The 19,744-nt window shown below is 65.5% G+C and carries 21 protein-coding genes and 1 pseudogene; all 22 read left to right on the top strand.

What is annotated here, in order from left to right:
- Positions 1-92 precede the first annotated feature (92 nt).
- The 22 genes and pseudogenes from LIX93_RS11895 to LIX93_RS11790 all read left to right on the top strand — a co-directional run bounded on the left by LIX93_RS11895 (position 93) and on the right by LIX93_RS11790 (position 19,714).
- Positions 93-1,556, top strand: coding sequence for a protein adenylyltransferase SelO (locus tag LIX93_RS11895; RefSeq protein WP_226504231.1), 1,464 nt, complete (start codon positions 93-95; stop codon positions 1,554-1,556).
- Positions 1,557-1,867: 311 nt separating this feature from the next.
- Positions 1,868-2,308, top strand: coding sequence for a thioredoxin TrxC (gene trxC, locus LIX93_RS11890; protein ID WP_226504230.1), 441 nt, complete (start codon positions 1,868-1,870; stop codon positions 2,306-2,308).
- A 266-nt stretch (positions 2,309-2,574) separates the two neighbouring features.
- Positions 2,575-3,297: a beta-ketoacyl synthase chain length factor gene (locus tag LIX93_RS11885; RefSeq protein ID WP_226504229.1), complete on the top strand. Its 723-nt coding sequence runs from the start codon at positions 2,575-2,577 to the stop codon at positions 3,295-3,297.
- On the top strand, positions 3,273-4,070 hold the full coding sequence (locus LIX93_RS11880; RefSeq protein ID WP_226504228.1) for a lysophospholipid acyltransferase family protein: 798 nt from the start codon (positions 3,273-3,275) through the stop codon (positions 4,068-4,070). The genes LIX93_RS11885 and LIX93_RS11880 overlap by 25 nt, the downstream gene beginning before the upstream one ends.
- Entirely contained in the window at positions 4,067-4,339 is a 273-nt protein-coding gene (locus LIX93_RS11875; RefSeq protein ID WP_226504227.1) for a phosphopantetheine-binding protein, read from the top strand. The genes LIX93_RS11880 and LIX93_RS11875 overlap by 4 nt, the downstream gene beginning before the upstream one ends.
- A gap of 9 nt (positions 4,340-4,348) precedes the next feature.
- Positions 4,349-4,603, top strand: a complete 255-nt coding sequence (locus LIX93_RS11870; RefSeq protein ID WP_226504226.1) for an acyl carrier protein — start codon at positions 4,349-4,351, stop codon at positions 4,601-4,603.
- The gene (locus LIX93_RS11865; RefSeq protein ID WP_226504225.1) at positions 4,600-5,145 is read left to right on the top strand and encodes a hypothetical protein; all 546 of its coding nucleotides are present in this window, start codon (positions 4,600-4,602) and stop codon (positions 5,143-5,145) included. Before LIX93_RS11870 ends, LIX93_RS11865 begins: the two co-directional genes overlap by 4 nt.
- Complete coding sequence (locus tag LIX93_RS11860; protein WP_226504224.1) at positions 5,142-6,815, top strand: AMP-binding protein; 1,674 nt, start codon at positions 5,142-5,144, stop codon at positions 6,813-6,815. Before LIX93_RS11865 ends, LIX93_RS11860 begins: the two co-directional genes overlap by 4 nt.
- Positions 6,808-7,542: a glycosyltransferase family 2 protein gene (locus LIX93_RS11855; protein WP_226504223.1), complete on the top strand. Its 735-nt coding sequence runs from the start codon at positions 6,808-6,810 to the stop codon at positions 7,540-7,542. The genes LIX93_RS11860 and LIX93_RS11855 overlap by 8 nt, the downstream gene beginning before the upstream one ends.
- Positions 7,539-8,474 carry a glycosyl transferase gene (locus tag LIX93_RS11850; RefSeq protein ID WP_226504222.1) on the top strand — a complete coding sequence of 312 codons (936 nt, stop codon included), beginning with the start codon at positions 7,539-7,541 and terminating at the stop codon, positions 8,472-8,474. The genes LIX93_RS11855 and LIX93_RS11850 overlap by 4 nt, the downstream gene beginning before the upstream one ends.
- Positions 8,455-10,002 carry an aromatic amino acid ammonia-lyase gene (locus LIX93_RS11845; protein ID WP_226504221.1) on the top strand — a complete coding sequence of 516 codons (1,548 nt, stop codon included), beginning with the start codon at positions 8,455-8,457 and terminating at the stop codon, positions 10,000-10,002. Before LIX93_RS11850 ends, LIX93_RS11845 begins: the two co-directional genes overlap by 20 nt.
- Positions 9,995-10,420: an acyl-CoA thioesterase gene (locus tag LIX93_RS11840; protein WP_226504220.1), complete on the top strand. Its 426-nt coding sequence runs from the start codon at positions 9,995-9,997 to the stop codon at positions 10,418-10,420. The genes LIX93_RS11845 and LIX93_RS11840 overlap by 8 nt, the downstream gene beginning before the upstream one ends.
- The gene (locus LIX93_RS11835) at positions 10,417-11,010 is read left to right on the top strand and encodes an outer membrane lipoprotein carrier protein LolA (protein ID WP_226504219.1); all 594 of its coding nucleotides are present in this window, start codon (positions 10,417-10,419) and stop codon (positions 11,008-11,010) included. The genes LIX93_RS11840 and LIX93_RS11835 overlap by 4 nt, the downstream gene beginning before the upstream one ends.
- Positions 11,000-13,339: an MMPL family transporter gene (locus LIX93_RS11830; RefSeq protein ID WP_226504459.1), complete on the top strand. Its 2,340-nt coding sequence runs from the start codon at positions 11,000-11,002 to the stop codon at positions 13,337-13,339. Before LIX93_RS11835 ends, LIX93_RS11830 begins: the two co-directional genes overlap by 11 nt.
- Positions 13,333-13,668: pseudogene (locus LIX93_RS11825) on the top strand (sodium:proton antiporter); the annotation flags it as partial. The gene LIX93_RS11830 and the pseudogene LIX93_RS11825, both read left to right, overlap by 7 nt.
- Positions 13,655-14,899 carry a tryptophan 7-halogenase gene (locus tag LIX93_RS11820; RefSeq protein WP_226504218.1) on the top strand — a complete coding sequence of 415 codons (1,245 nt, stop codon included), beginning with the start codon at positions 13,655-13,657 and terminating at the stop codon, positions 14,897-14,899. The pseudogene LIX93_RS11825 and the gene LIX93_RS11820, both read left to right, overlap by 14 nt.
- Complete coding sequence (locus LIX93_RS11815; RefSeq protein WP_226504217.1) at positions 14,896-15,633, top strand: class I SAM-dependent methyltransferase; 738 nt, start codon at positions 14,896-14,898, stop codon at positions 15,631-15,633. The genes LIX93_RS11820 and LIX93_RS11815 overlap by 4 nt, the downstream gene beginning before the upstream one ends.
- Positions 15,633-16,118, top strand: a complete 486-nt coding sequence (locus LIX93_RS11810; protein WP_226504216.1) for a hypothetical protein — start codon at positions 15,633-15,635, stop codon at positions 16,116-16,118. The genes LIX93_RS11815 and LIX93_RS11810 overlap by 1 nt, the downstream gene beginning before the upstream one ends.
- Complete coding sequence (locus tag LIX93_RS11805; RefSeq protein ID WP_226504215.1) at positions 16,115-17,299, top strand: beta-ketoacyl-[acyl-carrier-protein] synthase family protein; 1,185 nt, start codon at positions 16,115-16,117, stop codon at positions 17,297-17,299. The genes LIX93_RS11810 and LIX93_RS11805 overlap by 4 nt, the downstream gene beginning before the upstream one ends.
- Positions 17,296-17,763 carry a hotdog family protein gene (locus LIX93_RS11800; RefSeq protein ID WP_226504214.1) on the top strand — a complete coding sequence of 156 codons (468 nt, stop codon included), beginning with the start codon at positions 17,296-17,298 and terminating at the stop codon, positions 17,761-17,763. Before LIX93_RS11805 ends, LIX93_RS11800 begins: the two co-directional genes overlap by 4 nt.
- On the top strand, positions 17,760-18,488 hold the full coding sequence (gene fabG / locus LIX93_RS11795; RefSeq protein ID WP_226504213.1) for a 3-oxoacyl-ACP reductase FabG: 729 nt from the start codon (positions 17,760-17,762) through the stop codon (positions 18,486-18,488). Before LIX93_RS11800 ends, fabG begins: the two co-directional genes overlap by 4 nt.
- Entirely contained in the window at positions 18,488-19,714 is a 1,227-nt protein-coding gene (locus LIX93_RS11790; protein ID WP_226504212.1) for a beta-ketoacyl-ACP synthase, read from the top strand. The genes fabG and LIX93_RS11790 overlap by 1 nt, the downstream gene beginning before the upstream one ends.
- The last annotated feature ends 30 nt before the right edge of the window (positions 19,715-19,744 follow it).

The raw sequence follows: 19,744 nt of genomic DNA, 5'->3' as shown, positions 1-19,744 counted from the left end.
CAGAGTCCGCTGCCACAAGGTGTACACTTCCCCCCTGTGGCAGCGAGCTAGCGCGTGCGGCGGCGAAACATCCATATCACTGGGAGACGGCCGTGAAAGCCCTCGACGAACTGACTTTCGACAACCGCTTCGCCCGCTTGGGCGATGTGTTCTCGATCCACGTGCTACCGGCGCCGCTGGACTCGCCACGCCTGGTGGTGGCCAGCGATGCCGCCATGGCGCTGCTCGACCTGGCGCCCGGCGAAGCCCAGACCCCATTGTTCGCCGAAGTGTTCAGCGGCCACAAGTTGTGGGCCGAGACCGAGCCGCGGGCGATGATCTACTCCGGGCATCAGTTCGGCCACTACAACCCGCAACTGGGCGACGGCCGCGGGTTGCTGCTCGGCGAGGTCTACAACGCTGCCGGCGAGCATTGGGACCTGCATCTCAAGGGCGCCGGGCAGACGCCGTTCTCGCGCATGGGCGACGGGCGCGCGGTGCTGCGCTCGTCGATACGCGAGTTCCTGGCCTCCGAAGCCCTCCACGCCTTGGGCATCCCCAGCTCCCGTGCGCTGTGCGTGATCGGTTCCGACACCCCGGTGTGGCGCGAAACTCAGGAGAGCGGCGCGATGGTCCTGCGCCTGGCGCCCAGCCACGTGCGCTTCGGGCACTTCGAGTACTTCTATTACATCAAACAGCCGGAACAGCAGAAGATCCTCGCCGACCACGTGCTGGCCATGCACTTTGCCGAATGCCTGGAGCAACCCCAGCCGTATCTGGCGATGTTCACCACCATCGTCGAGCGCAACGCCGAGCTCATCGCGTTGTGGCAGGCCTACGGGTTCTGCCACGGGGTCATGAACACCGACAACATGTCGATCCTGGGTATCACCTTCGATTTCGGGCCGTTTGCGTTTCTCGATGACTTCGACGCCAATTTCATCTGCAATCATTCCGATCATGAAGGCCGCTATTCCTTCAGCAATCAGGTGCCCATCGCCCACTGGAACCTCAGTGCGCTGGCCCAGGCCCTGACGCCACTGATCGCGCTCGAACCGCTGCGCCAGGCACTGGGGTTGTTCCTGCCGCTGTACCAGGCCCAGTACCTGGACCGCATGCGCCGCCGCCTGGGCCTGACCAGTGCCGAGGACGGCGACATGACCCTGGTGGAGCGCTTGCTCAACCTGATGCAGAACAGCGCCGTGGACTACAACCTGTTCTTCCGCCGCCTGGGTGATCAGCCTGCTGCGCTAGCGGTAGCCACGTTGCGCGACGACTTCGTCGACATGCTCGGCTTCGACGGCTGGGCTGCCGACTACCTGGCCCGCATCGGCCGCGAAGAACAAGGCAGCGACAGCGAACGGCAAGCTCGCATGCATGCCGTCAATCCGCTGTACGTGCTGCGCAACTACCTCGCGCAAAAAGCCATCGACGCCGCCGAGCGCGGGGACTACTCAGAGGTGCGCCAGCTACACGCCGTGCTGACCCGCCCGTTCGAACAGCAGCCCGGCATGGAGCAGTATGCCGAACGGCCACCGGAGTGGGGCAAGCATCTGGAGATCAGTTGTTCGTCCTGAGGTGAAGGTGCCACTGAAAGCCCCCTCGCCGCCTGACGCGAGGGCCTACACCGTCGATGTGGCAGCGAGTCGTATTCGGCGTCACTGCCGGGACGAGTCAGCAGAAACGCGATAAACGACCAATACGCCGCTGCCTGAGAGATCAACGACGTCATTGGCCTGACTACAGGCCTGTATGCGTCTGCCAAATTATCGCAAATAGCGATAATTCCGATAACGGCGTAGGACGTTTCTCAAATCTCTTCCTACCTTGATAATCCAGCCTGGCGGCTCCACATAGGCAACATCTGCCCTCACCCGGTAACCCCGCCATGTCCGAACCATTGATCATCCCCTGCCCGCACTGCAACGGCCTGAACCGCATCCCCGCCGAGCGTTTGAGCGATCAGCCCAAGTGCGGGCGCTGCAAACAGGGAGTGCTGCTGAACGTGCCCTTCGAGCTGAGGCAAGGCGACTACAGCAGCCAGATCAAAGGCGATCTGCCGTTGCTGGTGGATGTCTGGGCCGAGTGGTGCGGGCCATGCCGGTCGTTTGCGCCGGTGTTCGAGCAGGCGGCGGCGCAACTGACGGGCAAGTGCCGGCTGGCCAAACTTGACAGTGAGGCCAACCCGCAACTGTCGGCGCAACTGGGGATTCGCTCGATCCCCAGCCTGATCTTGTTCAAGGACGGGCGTGAAGTGGCGCGGCAAAGCGGAGCATTGCCGTTGATACAATTGCAGAGCTGGCTCAAGAGCCAGGGTGTCGCTGCATGAATGATCTTTAACACCAGGGTCACAGACCCGGCCGTACAGCATCAAAGCGCCCTCAGACGAACGGTAGCGGGCGCTTGAAGCATATGCATCAGAGCTCCCCGCAATCCGCCGGGAGCACTGCTGCCGTGCAAATGGAAGCAACATTTGCACCTTCCCACCGCCATCAGGATAATGCCGCCACCGCGACGCGGCACCGAGTCTGGGTGGACTGTTGTCTGCTCGGCGCCATGGATTGCATGCCCTGGAAAGGGTGGGAACAGAAGCTCGTGACCACATTCAATATCGCGCAATGGCGAGCCTGGGCTCCCGGTCTTACCTCGCAAGCAGACTGGCGCCAATGGAGCCAGGACCCGAGCGTATTCACGCCATCGGCAGACCAGGCCCCCGACGTGTCCTTCCTGCCCGCCATGCAACGTCGGCGCCTGAGCCGGATGGCGCGCATGGCGTTCGCGGTCGGCTGGCCGCTGGCCGAAGGCCTGAACGATCTGCCATTGGTGTTCGTGTCCCGTCACGGCGAAACCCCGCGCACCCTGGAAATCCTCAAGGAGCTGGCCGCCGAGCAACCGCTGTCGCCGACCCAGTTCAGCCTGTCGGTGCATAACGCGGTGATCGGCCTGTGGTCGATCATGCGTGGCGAGACCAGCGAGATGACCGCGCTGGCAGCCGCCGGTGACGGCCTTGAGCACGGCGTGCTGGAGGCCGCCGCGCTTTTGAGCGAAGGCGCTCCGGCCGTGTTGCTGATTCTCAGCGAAGAAGAGCCTCCCGTGGACTATGCGCAATGGATCGACGACGTGCCCTTCGCCTATGCCGTCGCCCTGCTGCTGACCCCAGGTGAGCAATGGACGCTGACACTTGAGCCCAACCTCCACCAAAAACAGCGCACCCCACGCCCGCATGCCCTGAACCTGCTAGGGACCCTGCTCGGCAACCATCCCGCCTGCCAACACCACTGGGAACACCGCACATGGAATTGGCAACGCACCCTGTAACCAAAGCCCGACGTGGCAACGCCTACTACTGGCGCCTGCTGGCCACCGCCGCGTGCTTTGTGCTGTTCGGCCTGGGTGGCCTGAGCCTGCGCTTGATCGTCTTCCCGCTGCTCGGCCGCCTTTCCCGCGAGCCCGACGCCTTGCGCCGCCGCGCCCGGCAGACCATCAGCTGGCTGTTCTGGATGTTCATTCAAGTGATGCGCCGCTGCGGCGTGCTGACCTTCGAGGTGCACGGCGCAGAACGGCTCGGCCGCCCGGGGCAGATGATCATCGCCAATCACCCGTCGCTGATCGACGTGGTGTTCCTGATCGGCCTGGTGCGCAACGCCAACTGCGTGGTCAAGCAGAGCCTATGGCGCCACCCCTCGACACGCGGCCCGGTGCGCTCGGCGCAATACATCAGCAACGACGGCAGCATGGACATGCTCGAAGACGCCGCGCAAGCGTTGCGCAGCGGTCAGACGCTGATCATTTTTCCCGAGGGCACACGCACCACACCCGGCCAGCCACCGGTATTCCATCGGGGTGGCGCGGCCATCGCCCTGCGCGGCGCCAGCGTGATCACCCCGGTCACCATCAAGGTCAGCCCCACCACCCTGACCAAAGCCGAACCCTGGTACCGCATTCCAGCCACACGTCCGCACTTCAGTTTTCACGTCGGTGCCGATATAGACCCTGTGAGCTTCACCGCGGCAAGCTCGGCGCCCCAAGCGTCGCGCAAGCTCAACGATCATCTGCACCACTATTTCACCAAGGAACTCGCCGCCAAATGAGCGATTTGAACACGGACCTCGCCCTGCAGATCAAGCTGCTGATCATCGACGCCCTGGGCCTCGAAGACATCAGCGCGCAGGACATCGGCGACGACCAACCCCTCTTCGGCGAAGGCCTGGGCCTGGACTCGGTAGACGCCCTTGAACTCGGTCTGGCGATCCAGAAACGTTATGGCATCAAGATCGATGCCGACGCCAAGGACACCCGCAATCACTTCAATAATGTGGCCAGCCTCGCGGCTTTTGTCACGGCCAAACAGGCAGCCTGAGACCGTACCATGCAAACCCGTGATGACATCTTCGACACCCTGCGCGACGCCTTGGTGGAGCTCTTCGAACTGGAGCCATCCCAGGTCACGATGGACGCCAACCTCTATGAGGACCTGGAGATCGACAGCATCGATGCCGTCGACCTGATCGACCACATCAAGCGCCAGACCGGCAAGAAAATCGCCGCCGAGGACTTCAAGACCGTACGCACCGTGGGCGACGTCGTCGATGCCGTGCATCGTCTGGTCAGCACCGCCGCATGAGTCGACTGATCGGCCTCACCCTGCTGTTGGCCGGTTTGTCGTACCCCTTCGTGGTGTATTTCGGGCTGGAACACTTCAAGCCCTGGCAACTTGGCCTGCTGCTCGGCGCCCTGTGGCTGGCGCGAGTGCTGACCAGCCCGGCTCGAGTGGGCAATCGCTGGATGGCCGGTGCGGCCATCGCGTTCTGTGTACTGGTAATGGTGGTCGGCAACGCCCAATTGCTGCGCTGGTACCCGGTGCTGATCAGCACCTTCATGCTCGGGCTGTTCGGCTCCAGCCTGATCTACGGTCCACCGGTGGTTGAACGTCTGGCGCGCCTGCGCGAGCCGGAACTGCCCGCCGTGGCCATCGCCTACACGCGCCTTGTGACGCAAGTGTGGAGCGGTTTTTTTCTGGTCAACGGCCTCATCGCCGCAGGCCTGACTCTCTGGGCGCCACTGAGCTGGTGGACGCTGTATACCGGCTTGATCGCCTATGGACTGATGGGCTTGCTGTTCGCTGGCGAATGGTGGGTCCGACAACGCGTAAGAGGCCGCGCATGACATGGATAAAACTCGAGCACCTGCTGCTCGAGGCGCTACCCGGGCGAACCGTCACCTTCGACCCGGCACTGGATCAACCGACCTTGCAGCGCCGCGCTCTGAGCCTGGCAGCGGCCTTGCAACGCCGGGGCATCAAGCGCCTGGCCGTGCACCTGGCCGATGCGGGGGAGCTGGCCGTAACGCTGCTCGGCGCCTGGCGTGCCGGTGTCAGCGTGCTGCTGCCCGCCGACCTGCAACCGCAGACCCGCCACCGCTGGGCAAGTGCGGTCGACCTGTGGCTGACCGACAGCGACCCCGCGCTTAGCGTGCACGCCGATGAGACGCTAGCGCCGGCCGCGCTGGACCTCGACCTGTGCCTGCTGAGCCTGTGCACCTCCGGCTCCAGCGGCGAGCCCAAACGCATCGACAAAACCCTGCGCCAACTGGCCAACGAAGTGCAGGCCCTCGAACAGTTATGGGCGCCCACCCTGGGCCAGGCCTGCCTGATCGGCAGCGTCGCCACTCAGCACATCTACGGCCTGCTGTTCCGAGTGTTATGGCCGCTGTGCAGCGGCCGGCCCTTCTGGCGCGCCCAACTGCCCTTCCCCGAGGACCTGCAACGCGCCAGCCGCGAGCATCGCGAGTTCGCCTGGGTCACCAGCCCGGCCTTGCTCAAACGCATGGGTGACAACCTCGACTGGCCAGCCCTGAGCGCGGTCAAGCAGGTGTTCTCTTCAGGTGGAGCCTTGGCCGCAGACACCGCCGACGTGCTGGAACAACGCCTCGGCCAGCGGCCGACGGAGATCCTCGGCAGCTCGGAAACCGGCGGTATTGCCTGGCGCCAGCGTGATGCCTTGTGGCAAGCCTTCGCCGATATCGAATTGAGCCAGGATGCCGACGGCGCCCTGTGCATCGCCTCCCCGTACCTGCCGGTCGGCCACGTAGAGCACAGTGCCGACGCCGTGCAGTTCCAGGCGGATGGGCGTTTCCAGCTGCTCGGGCGCCTGGATCGCATCGTCAAGCTGGAAGAAAAACGCCTCTCCCTGCCGATGCTCGAACACGCGCTGATCGACCATCCCTGGGTCGAGGACGCGCGCCTGGGCGTGGTGCACATCAACCGCGCCGCGCTCGGCGCGTTGCTGGTCCTCAGCCCGCAAGGTCTTGCAGCCCTGCGTAATCACGGCCGGCGCGCCCTCACCCAGGCGCTGCGCGAACATCTGGCGCAACATTGCGAAGCCGTGGCGCTGCCGCGGCGCTGGCGTTTGCTCGAACAACTGCCCTTCACCAGCCAAGGCAAGCTGCCTCAGGCGCTGATCGATGACTTGCTCAGCCAGGAGCGGCGAAAACTGCCGCTGGTGCTGAGCCAGGTTGAAGCAGGCCAGCAACTGCTGCTGCAACTGCGCGTACCCGTGGATCTGGCGTACTTCAGCGGGCACTTCCCCAGTACGCCTGTCCTTCCTGGCGTGGTGCAAGTGCAGTGGGCCCAGGCGCTGGCGGCCCAGGCACTGCAGATACCGCCGCGTTTTGCCGGCATGGAAGTGCTGAAGTTCCAGCAACTGGTACGCCCCGGCGACCTGCTGGACCTGACACTGGAATTCGACGCCGAGCGCGGCAAGCTCTACTTCACCTTCCGCAGCGGTGGCGCGGCCTGCTCCAGCGGCCGCATCCTCCTCGAGGCCGAGCATGCATAAGCCCTGCGCAGTGATCCCGGTGTACAACCATGAAGAGGCTGTCGGCGCGGTGGTCGCCGAACTGCTGCGCGCCGGCCTGCCCTGCGTGCTGGTCGACGACGCCAGCAGCCCGCGCTGTGCCGAGGTCCTGCAGGCGTTGGCCGAGCAGCCCGACACCTGGCTGGTGAGCCTTGCCGCCAACCAAGGCAAGGGTGGCGCGGTCATGGCCGGCCTGCATGAAGCGCAACGCCTGGGCTTCAGCCATGCGCTGCAAGTGGACGCCGACGGCCAACACGACCTGCAGGACATCCAACGCTTCCTCGACACCTCGCGCCAGCATCCGCACGCGCTGGTGTGCGGTTATCCACAGTACGACGCCAGCGTGCCCAAGGGCCGCCTGTATGCGCGCTACCTGACCCACGTGTGGGTGTGGATCAACAGCCTGTCGCTGCGCATTCTCGATTCGATGTGTGGTTTTCGTGTGTACCCGCTGGCGGTGATGATTCCGCTGATCAGCAACACCCGGCTGGGCAAGCGCATGGACTTCGACCCCGAAATCCTCGTGCGCCTGGCCTGGCGCAACCAGCCGATGCAATGGCTGCCGACCAAGGTGCATTACCCCACCGACGGCCTGTCGCACTTTCGGCTGTTCCACGACAACGCGCTGATCTCCAAGATGCACGCCAAGCTGTTCTTCGGCATGCTCGTACGCTTGCCGGTTATCCTCTGGCGGCGAGTACGGGCATGAGCGAGCAAAAGCACTGGGCCGATCATCAGGAGCGCGGCAGTTTCTGGCTGATGAAACTCACTGCACTGGCCGTCAAGCTCCTGGGCCGACGGCTGCTGAGCCCGATTCTGTACGGCATCGTCCTGTATTTCTTCGTCTTCGGTAAACGTGCGCGCCAGAGCATCTGGGAGTATCAGCGCCGACTCGCCGTCAGTAGCGGGCTGGCGAGTCTGCAGCCAAGCCTGCGCTCGGTGTTCGGGCAATTCATGGCCTTCGCCGACGCGCTGCTCGACAAACTCGACGTGTGGAACGGTCGCCTGCGCCTGGAGCAGATCCAGATCGTCGATCCGGCCAACCTGCGTCCGGCCATGCGCGGCGCCCGCGGGCAACTGCTGGTGGGCGCGCATCTGGGCAATCTGGAGGTGTGCCGAGCGCTGGCCGAGCTGGGTGAAAAGGTCACCATGAACGTGTTGGTGCATACCCGCCACGCCGAGCGCTTCAACCGCCTGCTGGGCGAAGCGGGCGCCACCAACCTGCGACTCGTCCAGGTCAGCGAGTTGAACCCGGCAGTGATGCTGCAACTGAGCGAGCGCCTGGATCGCGGCGAATGGCTGGCCATCGCCGGCGATCGCGTGCCGCTGCATGGCGGCCGTCACGTGCGCGTCGACTTCCTTGGCGCGCCAGCCGCCTTCCCGCAGGGGCCCTGGCTGCTGGCCGGGCTGCTCAAGTGTCCGCTCAATCTGTTTTTCTGTCTCAAGCAGCAGGGCCGCTACCACGTCATTCTCGAACCCTTCGCCGAGCAGGTGCAGTGGAAACGTAACGACCGCGATCAGGTGATCGCCCAGTGGGTCGGCCAGTACGCCAAGCGCCTGGAGCACTATTGCCAGCAGGCACCGCAGCAATGGTTCAACTTCTACCCTTTCTGGAAAGCCGATGACCACTCCCAAGCATGAGCCGATCCTGTTCGGCCAGGCCCCTTTGGCGATCGAAGCCATCCTCGCCGTCGCCAAACAGCAGGCCCCTAGCGCCTTGCAAAACGATGCGCCGTACCGTGAACGTATCGCCAAAGGCGCGCGCTTCCTCGATTCGTTGCTGGACAAGGAAGGCGTGATCTACGGCGTCACCACCGGCTATGGCGACTCGTGCGTGGTGGCGGTGCCCCTGGAGCATGTCGAGGCGCTGCCGCGGCATCTGTATACCTTCCACGGTTGCGGGCTGGGCAAAACCCTCGACGCCAGCGCCACCCGCGCGGTGCTCGCCGCGCGTTTGCAGTCGCTGTGCCACGGCGTATCGGGCGTGCGCATCGAGTTGCTCGAACGTCTGCACGCCTTTCTCGAACACGACGTGCTGCCGATCATTCCCGAAGAGGGCTCGGTAGGTGCCAGCGGCGACCTGACGCCACTCTCCTACGTGGCCGCGACCCTGTCCGGCGAGCGCGACGTACTGTTCGACGGTGAGCGCCGCAGCGCCGCCGATGTGCATCGCGAGCTAGGCTGGCAGCCATTGGTGCTGCGTCCCAAAGAGGCGCTGGCGATCATGAACGGCACTGCGGTGATGACTGGCCTCGCTTGCCTGGCGTTCGCCCGCGCCGACTACCTGCTCAAGCTGGCCACCCGCATCACCGCCCTCAACGTGGTCGCCCTGCAAGGCAACCCCGAGCATTTCGACGAGCGTCTGTTCGCCGCCAAGCCCCACCCCGGGCAGATGCAGGTGGCGCGCTGGTTACGCCAGGACCTGGCCATCGAGGCGCCGACGCCGCCCCTGCACCGTTTGCAGGATCGCTATTCGCTGCGTTGCGCGCCTCACGTCCTCGGGGTGCTGGCCGACAGCCTGGGCTGGCTGCGCGGATTCATCGAGACCGAACTCAACAGTGCCAACGACAACCCGATCATCGACGCCGAAGCCGAGCGCGTGCTGCATGGCGGGCACTTCTATGGCGGCCATATCGCCTTTGCCATGGACAGCCTGAAAAACCTGGTCGGCAACGTCGCCGACCTGCTCGACCGGCAACTGGCCCTGCTGGTAGACGTGCGTTACAACCATGGCCTGCCGAGCAACCTGTCCGGGGCCCCGACGGAGCGCGCGATGCTCAACCACGGCTTCAAGGCGGTGCAGATCGGCGCCAGCGCCTGGACCGCCGAAGCGCTGAAAAACACGATGCCGGCCAGTGTGTTTTCGCGCTCCACCGAATGCCACAACCAGGACAAAGTCAGCATGGGCACTATCGCCGCCCGCGATGCCCTGCGCAGCCTCGAACTCACCGAACAGGTCGCCGCCGCCGCGCTGCTGGCCGCCCATCAAGGCGTATGGCTGCGCGGTCGTGACCCGCAAGCGCGCCCGTTGCCACCCGCCCTGGCGCAGATGCACGGGCAACTGGCCGAAGACTTCGCGCCAGTGATCGAAGACCGCGCGCTGGAGGGCGAGCTGCGCCTGTGCCTGCAGCGCATCGCCGATCAGCACTGGAGCCTGTTCGATGCGTAGCCGCGGCGTGTTGCAGGTCGATAGCGAAATCCTCGTGCCGTTCTTCGACGTCGACAGCATGGACGTGGTCTGGCACGGCCACTACGTCAAATACCTTGAAGTGGCGCGCTGCGCGCTGCTCGACCACCTGGGCCACAACTACGTGGACATGCGCGCTTCGGGCTACGCCTGGCCGATCATCGACATGCAACTGCGCTACGTGCGCGGCGCGGTGTTCGGTCAGCGCCTGAACGTGCGCGCCGAACTGGTCGAATGGGAGAACCGCCTGAAAATCAATTATCTGATCAGCGACGCCCAGACCGCAGAGCGCATGACCCGCGCCACCACCGTACAGGTCGCCGTGGCCATCGACAGCCGCGAAATGCAGCTGGCCTCGCCGCAAGTCTTTATCGATGCCGTGGAGCGCGCCCTGCCATGATCCGCCTGTTGACCCTCATCACCCTGCTCGCCGTGACCGGCCTGGCCCAGGCATTCAGCATCGACGAACTGAGCCAGCAACTGGGCAAGCCCACCGTAGTGCGCGGCCCGTTCATCCAGGAAAAACACCTGCGTGCGCTGCCGGTACCGCTGACCAGCAAGGGCAACTTCGTGCTCGCCAAGGCCAACGGCCTGCTGTGGTTGCTGAGCAGCCCGGTGCAGCAGGATTACCGCATCGACGCCCGCGGGATCGCCCGTCGCGACCCCGGCGGCTGGCAAGTACTGCCCAGCCGCGGTGGCGGTGCCGAGCAGAACCAGCTGTTCTTCGCCGTGCTGCAAGGCGACAGCCGCCAGTTGCAGAAGGACTTCGAGCTGGCCCTGCAAGGCGATGCCCAGCACTGGACGCTGCAATTGACCCCGCGCTCGTTGCTGCTCAAGCAGATCTTTACCCGCATCGACATCAGCGGTGGCGAGTACGTCGAGCGCATTCAACTGGCCGAGACTCAGGGCGACAGCACCGTGCTGCGCATGACCAACAGCACCAGCAGCAGCAATTTAAGCGCAGCGGAGCGTGCCGATTTTGCCCAGTGAGCGGCTTTTGACTCGCGCCTTTTTGGCTTTGCTGCTGGCGGTCGCCTTGCTGGCTGGCTGGCAGTGGCGCCATGGCGCGCCGGTGTCGGCCAACCTGATGGAGCTGGTGCCGGGCGCGCAGAACGCCTCGGCCCAGGACAGCGCCGTGCGCCAGCAAGCCGAAGAACGCATGCAAGCGCCGCTCAACCGTGAGTTGCTGGTTTTGGTCGGCCAGGCTGAGCGCACCAAGGCCGTGGCCCTCGCCCAGCACCTGGGCGAGCAATGGCAGGCCAGCGGGCTGTTCGAAAAGGTCCAGTGGACACTGCAATCCGACTTGCCGGCGCTGCGTCGGCAATTGCTGCAAGGGCGCCTGGCGATGCTGCCCGTCGCTGACCGCCAGCTGCTCGAGCAAGACCCGGCAGCGTTTATCCAGCAACGCCTGCATAGCTTGTTCGACCCCTTCGCCGGCTTCAGCCTGGTGCCTGCTCAGGACGATTGGCTGGGGCTCACCGCGCGCATCCAGAACGCCCAACCCAAGCACGGCCTGGTGCAACTCGACATGGCCAGTGGCGCCCTGGTCAGCGAGGCCGATGGCCTGAACTGGGTACTGCTGCGGGCGCGTACCCGCGGCGATGCGTTCGATATGCAACTGCCGCTCGAGGTCACCGACCTGGTGGACGCCGCGCGCCAGCAGGCGACCCAGGCCGACGCCCGGTTGCTGGCCGCCAGCGGCCTGCTGTACGCCGCCAACGGTCAGCGCGAGGCCACCCGGGAGATGACCTGGGTCGGCGGTGGCGCCACCTTGGGCATCATTGTGCTGTTGCTGCTGACCTTGCGCCGCTGGCGGGCGCTGCTGGCGTTCGTGCCAGTGCTGGTGGGCATGCTGTTCGGTGCCGTGGCCTGCGTCGCGCTGTTCGGCAAGATGCACGTGATGACGCTGGTGCTGGGCTCCAGCCTGATCGGCGTGGCGGTCGATTACCCGCTGCACTATCTGACCAAAAGCTGGAGCCTGCGCCCCTGGCAAGCCTGGCCGGCGATGCGCGTGACCCTGGCCGGCCTGAGCCTGAGCCTGGCCACCAGCGCCATCGGTTACCTGGCGCTGGCGTTTACGCCCTTCCCGGCCCTGACCCAGATCGCGGTGTTTTCCGCCGCCGGCCTGCTCGGCGCGTATCTGTGCGCGGTGTGCCTGCTGCCGGCGCTGCTCAATGGCCTGCAACTGCAACCGCCGCAATGGCCACTGCGCCTGAGCCAGCGCCTGGTCGACCTGCGCGCCGCGCTGCTGCGGCATGTGCCCAGCCCGGTGTTGCTAGGGTTGCTGCTGGTGTTCTGCGGCGCCGGCCTGTGGCAACTGACGGTCAAGAACGATATCCGCCAGTGGATCGGCGTGCCGCCAGGGCTGATGCAGGAAGCTCAGGCCATCGCGCGCATCACTGGCTACCAGCCCACCAGCCAGTTCTTTCTGGTCAGCGGCAAGGATCAACAGCAACTGCTCGAACGCCAGCGCACCTTGAGCCAGCGCCTCGACACACTGGTCGGTGAAGGCCATTTGCAAGGCTACCTGGCTCTGAGCCAACTGGTGGCGCCGGTCAGTGAGCAACAGCAGACCCGCGCGGCACTGGCCCGATTACCCGCTCATTGGCAGCCGCTGATCGACGCCGGCCTGCCGCAGACAGGGTTGCAGATGGAGCTCGCGCAGTTGCAAGCCGCGCCGGCCGAAGACATCGACCAGGTGCTCGCCGGCCCCCTGGGTGAGCCGTGGCGCACCCTGTGGCTGGGCCCCACGAGCCTGGGCGTGAGTGCCACCGTCAGCCTCCAGGGCCTGGGCAATGCGGCGCTGCTGCAACAGGCGGCCGACGGCCTGCCGGGCGTGCAGTGGGTCGATCGCCTGGGCGAACTGAACCGCCTGTTCGCCGCGACGCAGGTCAGCGCCGCCGAACTCAAGCTGGCGTCCTGCGTGCTGATCGCGGCGCTGCTGGTGTTGCCGTTCGGCCTGGGCGGCGCCGTGCGGATGATCTGCCTGCCATTGCTGGCGGCGCTGTGCAGCCTCGCCAGCCTGGGCTGGATGGGGCAACCGCTGACGCTGTTCAGCCTGTTCGGCCTGTTGCTGGTCACGGCCATCAGCATCGACTACGCCATCCTCATGCGCGAGCAGATCGGCGGCGCCGCCGTGAGCCTGCTGGGCACCTTGCTGGCGGCCGCGACCACCTGGCTGTCGTTCGGCCTGCTGGCGATATCGGCCACCCCGGCGGTGAGCAACTTCGGCCTGTCCGTCAGCCTCGGCCTGGCGTTCAGCTTCATGCTCGCGCCATGGGCGGCCAAGGCCCGCAGCGACGAGCAGGCACTGCCATGATCATCGCCCTGTTCTGGCTGCTGGTGCTGGCGCTGATCGGCGTACCGATCCTCAGCAAAATCGCCGGTAACTGGCTGGGGCTGTACTGGGCCACGCCGTCCTTCGCCGGTGCCAGTCGCTGGCGCGAGAGCCTGCTGCTGAATATTCGCGGGCTCAGCGAAATCGTTTTTCTCAACCTGCTGTTGCAACAGCAGTTGGTCAGCCCGGCGCTGTATTTCGCGCTCATGGCCATGAGCCTCACCGCCACGCTGCTGCCGGCCGTCGCCGGGCTGCATCGCGCGCCCACTACTCTGCAAGCCCTTGCCAGGAGGCCCTATGCCAATCCTTGAATCCGAACAGCGCACGGTCGTCGTGATCGGCGCCGGTCCCGCAGGCGCCATTGCCGCCGCCCTGCTCAAACGCAAGGGCCACGACGTGCTGATCGTCGAGCGCCAGCAGTTCCCGCGGTTTTCCATTGGCGAAAGCCTGCTGTCTCACTGCCTCGATTTCGTCGAGGAGGCTGGCATGCTCGATGCCGTCCAGGCCGCAGGCTTCCAGATGAAGAACGGCGCCGCGTTCGCCTGGGGCGAGCAGTACAGCGCCTTTGATTTCGGCGACACCTTCAGCGCCGGCAAGCCCACCACCTTCCAGGTGCAGCGGGCGAGTTTCGACAAGTTGCTCGCCGACCAGGCCAGCGCGCAGGGCGTGGAAATCCGCTATGGGCAAGCAATCATCGCCGCCGACTTCAGCGCGACGCCGCGCCTGCAAGTGCGCCGCGAAGACGGCAGTGAATATTCGCTCGAGGCGCGGTTCGTGCTCGACGCCAGCGGTTACGGCCGCGTGCTGCCACGCCTGCTAGGCCTGGAGAAGCCCTCGGACTTCCCGCTGCGCCAGGCGATCTTCACCCACGTCGAAGACCGCATCGATCACCAGGGTTTCGATCGCAACAAGATCCTCATCACCGTGCATCCCGAGCATCGCGACGTGTGGTTCTGGAGTATCCCGTTCAGCGATGGCCGCTGCTCGGTGGGCGTGGTCGGCGCCAAGGAATATTTCGCTGGCCGCCAGGGCGATCTGGATGCCTGCCTGAAAGAGTTCGTCGCCCAGACGCCAAGCCTGCACAAGGTGCTGGTGAACGCCGTCTGGGATACCCCGGCGCGGACCATCGGCGGTTATGCCGCCAACGTCACAAGCCTGCACGGCAAGGGCTTCGCCTTGCTCGGCAACGCCGCCGAATTCCTCGACCCGGTGTTCTCCTCCGGGGTGACCATCGCCATGCGTTCGGCGAGCATGGCCGCGGGCCTGCTCGATGCCGAGCTGAACGGCGCCGCTGTCGACTGGCAGAGCCAGTTCGCCGCGCCGCTCAAGCGTGGCGTCGATACCTTCCGCGCTTATGTCGAGGGCTGGTACGACGGCAGTTTTCAAGACGTGATCTTCTACCCCGGCAGCGCCCCGGAGATCCGCCGCATGATCAGCTCGATCCTTGCCGGCTATGCCTGGGACAGCCGCAACCCCTTCGTGGCCGAACCGGCGCGGCGCCTGCGCATGATCGCCGAAGTCTGTGCGGGTCCGCGCGCATGAACAAGCCCGCCGCGTTCTTCAGTAACACCTATGTCGAAGAGACCCGCTTCGGCTTCTGGTTCCTGCGCAGTCACACCTGGCAGCACCACGTGCTGCGCGTGGCAATCAACGATCTGCGCCGCCTGTTCAGCGAGCAACCGCCCGCCCAGGCGGTGCTGCTGGACGCAGGTTGCGGGCAGGGTAAATCGTTTCGCTACCTGCGCGATACCTTCGCCCCCGCGCAGTGGCTGGGCGCCGATGCCGATCCCCACAGCCTCACCCTCAGCGGCCAGGAGGCCGAGCGCCTTGGCCTGGAGGTCAAGCTGCTGGGCAGCGACTGCGCCGAGCTGCCGCTGGCCGATGCCAGTGTCGATATGGTCTTCTGCCACCAGACCTTCCACCATCTGGTCGAGCAGCAAAAGGCTCTGGCCGAGTTCTATCGCGTGCTCAAGCCGGGCGGTTACCTGCTGTTCGCCGAGTCCACCAAAGCCTATATCGACACCTGGGTGATCCGCTGGCTGTTCCGCCACCCCATGCACGTGCAAAAGAGTGCAGCCGGGTATCTGCAGATGCTGCGCGAGCAGGGCTTCGCATTCGCTGAACGCAACGTCTCCTACCCGTACCTGTGGTGGAGCCGGGCGACTGACTTCGGCCTGCTCGAACGCCTCGGTCTGCGCCGCCCCAAGCCGTTCGGCGAGCGCGAAGAAACCCTCGTCAACGTGGTCGCCCGCAAGCCACTGCAGGCCGCACCGTGATGCTGCGCGCCCTGCTCCTTGGCTGCCTGCTCCTGCTCGGGGGCTGCGCCAGCCAGCCACCGCTGCCTGTCATCGCTCCCGACCTGCAACTACCTCGGCAATTGCACGTATTGCGCCAGCAAGGCGAACAGCGCCAGGACTGGATGCTGGTGATTCAGCGCGAAGACAACGCCCTGCGCTGGTCGCTGCTGGACTTCCTCGGCATCCCCCAGGCTCGCCAGCGGCTGGTCGACAATCAATGGCGCGCCGACGGCCTGTTGCCGCCCAATCCCCAGGCACGGGAGCTGTTCGCGGCAGTGCTGTTCGCCCTGACCACACCCGAGCAACTGGCCAGCCGTTATCCGCAGGCCCGCGCCATGGGTAGCGATCGTCAGCTGGGCGAGCGCTGGGTGGTGCACTATCGCGGCGCCGACGACTTCACCTTGACCCTGGCCCAGGGCCTGAGTTATCAGGTCAGCCCCTTGCCCGCCGAGAGCACACCATGACCGCCTACCTGACCGCCCTGGGGATCAACTGCGCGCTGGGCATGGATCAGGCCGAGGTCGCCCGGCGGCTGTTCGCCGGCGATTGCTCCGGTGTGCGCAGCGAGGCCGGCTGGGTGCCGGAGCGCCAGGTCGGGGTGGCGGCGGTGACCGGACAACTGCCCGCCGTGCCCCCGGCTCTGGCGCGTCACAACAGCCGCAACAACCGTTTGCTGCTGCAGGCCGTGCAACAGATCGAGGGCGATATTCAGGCCGCGATCCAGCGCTACGGTCACACGCGCATCGGCGTGGTATTGGGCACCAGCACCTCCGGCATCGACGAGGCCAGCCAGGGTATCGGCCACTACCTGCAGCACCAGTACTTCCCTGACGACTACCAATATCGCCAGCAGATGCTGGAGGCGCCAGCGCAGTTCCTCGTCGAGCTCCTGCAATTGCGCGGCCCGGCCTATGTCATCTCCACCGCCTGCACCTCCAGCGCCCGGGCCTTGCTCAGCGCTCAGCGGCTGCTGAATCTGGGCGTTTGCGATGCTGTGCTGTGTGGCGGGGTCGACAGCCTGTGCCGGCTGACGCTCAATGGCTTCTCGGCGCTCGAAGCGGTCAGCGCGCAACGTTGCAATCCGTTTTCGCGCCTTCGCGATGGCATCAATATCGGCGAAGGCGCCGCCGTGTTCATGATGACCCGCGAGCCCGTTGGTGCACCTATCGCGCTGCTGGGTTGCGGGGCGAGTTCCGATGCCCACCATATCTCCGCACCGCACCCCGAGGGCGACGGCGCCGTGCTGGCGATGAACAAGGCGCTGCGCCAGGCCGGGCTGGCGGCAACCGATATCGACTACCTGAATCTGCACGGCACCGCCACGCCGCACAACGATGCAATGGAGAGCCACGCCGTGCACCGGGTGTTCCCCGAGGGCGTGCACTGCTCGTCAACCAAGCCCATGATCGGCCACACCCTGGGCGCCGCCGGCGCACTGGAAGCCGCGTTCTGCTGGTTGAGCCTGGCCGGTGACGGGCACCTGCCACCGCACCTGTGGGACGGCCAGGCCGATCCGCAATTGCCCGCGCTGCGCTGGGCGGGTGTCGACGATCGCCTGCCCTCGCACGGTCCGCGCCGCCTGATGAGCAACTCGTTTGCCTTCGGTGGCAGCAATATCAGCCTGATTCTGGGAGACGCCCGATGATCACCTGGCCCCTTGCCGAACTGGTGCCCCACGCCGGCGACATGATTCTGATCGACAAGGTGCTGGCCTTCGATGAAGACAGCATCGACACCTGCCTGACCGTGCGCGCTGGCGGGCTCTTCAACCAAGGCGACGGCAGCCTGCCCGCCTGGCTCGGCGTCGAACTCATGGCCCAGAGCATCGCCGCCTATGCCGGCTGCCACGCACGCCGCCAGGGCCTGCCGGTGGCCATGGGCTTTTTGCTCGGCACGCGTAAGTTCGAATGCAACGTCGAGCGCTTTGCGCTCGGCGCCGAGCTGAGCATTCGCGCGCTGCGCACCCTGGAAGATGACAACGGCATGGGTGTCTTTGAATGCCATCTCACCGGTCCAGGGGTGCACGCCAGCGCCCGCCTCAATGTTTATCGTCCGCCCAATGCCGCACAGTATCTGGCTGAAACGGCGACACAGGAAACTTCCCAATGACTGAATCCATTCTGGTCACCGGCTCCAGCCGTGGCATCGGCCGCGCCATTGCCTTGCGCCTGGCCAGCGCCGGCTACGATCTGGTGCTGCATTGCCGTAGCGGTCGCACTGAGGCCGACGCCGTGCAGGCGCAAATCCAGGCCATGGGCCGCCAGGCGCGGGTGCTGCAATTCGATGTGGCCGACCGCGCCGCCTGCGCGACCATTCTGCAGGCCGATGTCGAGGCCCATGGCGCCTATTACGGCGTGGTCTGCAACGCCGGCTTGACCCGCGACGGGGCTTTTCCGGCGCTGACCGAAGAGGACTGGGACCTGGTGATGCGCACCAACCTCGATGGTTTCTACAACGTGCTGCACCCGGTGATGATGCCGATGATCCGGCGACGCGCCGCGGGCCGCATCGTCTGCATCACGTCCGTCTCGGGCATGATTGGCAATCGCGGGCAGGTCAATTACAGCGCGTCCAAGGCCGGCATCATCGGCGCCGCCAAGGCTTTGGCCATCGAGCTGGGCAAGCGCAAGATCACCGTCAACTGCGTAGCCCCCGGGCTGATCGACACGGCCATGCTCGACGAGCATGTGCCGGTCGAAGACCTCTTGAAGATGATCCCGGCGCAGCGCATGGGCACGCCTGAAGAGGTCGCCGGGGCGGTGAACTTCTTGATGTCCGCCGAAGCCAGCTACATCACCCGGCAGGTCCTGGCCGTCAACGGAGGGCTGTGCTGATGAAACGTGTCGTCGTCACCGGCATGGCCGGCATCACCTCGCTGGGCAACACCTGGCAGGCCATCAGCGAGCGCTTCGCGGCCAACCGCAGCGGTATTCGGCGCATGGACGAGTGGGATCGCTTCGAGGAACTCAATACCCGCCTGGCCGGACCCATCGATGATTTCGCCGTGCCCGGCCACTGGACCCGCAAGCAACTGCGCAGCATGGGCCGGGTCTCGAAGCTGGCCGTCGGCGCCGCCGAGCAGGCCCTGAGCGACGCCGGGCTGCTGGGCGATCCGTGCATCAAGGACGGGCGCATGGGCGTGGCCTGCGGCTCGTCCACTGGCAGCACCGACGAGATCAAGGCCTTCGGCAACATGCTGCTCAACTCGGTGGCGGAGGGCCTCAACGCCAACTCCTACGTGCGCATGATGCCGCACACCACCGCAGCCAATATCAGCATTTTCTTCGGCCTGACTGGGCGTTTGATCCCCACCTCGAGCGCCTGCACCAGCGGCAGCCAGGGCATTGGCTATGCCTATGAAGCGATCAAGTTCGGGCGCCTGCCGTTGATGCTGGCCGGCGGCGCCGAAGAGCTGTGTCCGACCGAGGCCATGGTGTTCGATGCGCTGTACGCCACCAGCCTGAAGAACGACGCCCCGCACACCAGCCCGCGCCCCTATGACAGCGGCCGCGATGGGCTGGTGATCGGCGAAGGTGGCGGCATGCTGGTGCTCGAAGAGTTGGAGCATGCGCTGGCCCGCGGCGCGCCTATCCATGCCGAGATCGTCGGCTTTGGCAGCAACGCCGACGGCCAGCACACTACCCGCCCAGAACAGACCACCATGCGCCGCGCCATGGAGCTGGCCCTCGAAGACGCCAGCCTCGCGCCCACCGCCATCGGCTACGTCAATGGCCACGGCACTGCCACTGAACAGGGCGATATCGCCGAGACCCTGGCCACCGCCAGCCTGTTCGGCAGCGCCATGACGATCAGTTCGCAGAAGAGCTTCCTGGGCCACACCCTGGGTGCGTGCGGCGCGCTGGAATCGTGGTTCAGCATCGAGATGCTCAACCGCGACCTGTACGTGCACACGCTCAACCTCGACGAGATCGACCCGCGCTGCGCGGAACTGGATTACCTGCGCGATGGCTTTCGCAGCATGAGCAACGAGTACGTCATGAACAACAACTTCGCCTTCGGCGGCGTCAACACGTCGCTGATCTTCCGGCGCTGGCACTGAATCAACACCCCGACACCCTCAAGGAGATAT

Source organism: Pseudomonas sp. MWU16-30317, assembly GCF_020515695.1.
Taxonomy (GTDB): Bacteria; Pseudomonadota; Gammaproteobacteria; order Pseudomonadales; family Pseudomonadaceae; genus Aquipseudomonas.
This window is presented reverse-complemented; position numbering and strand designations above follow the sequence as displayed.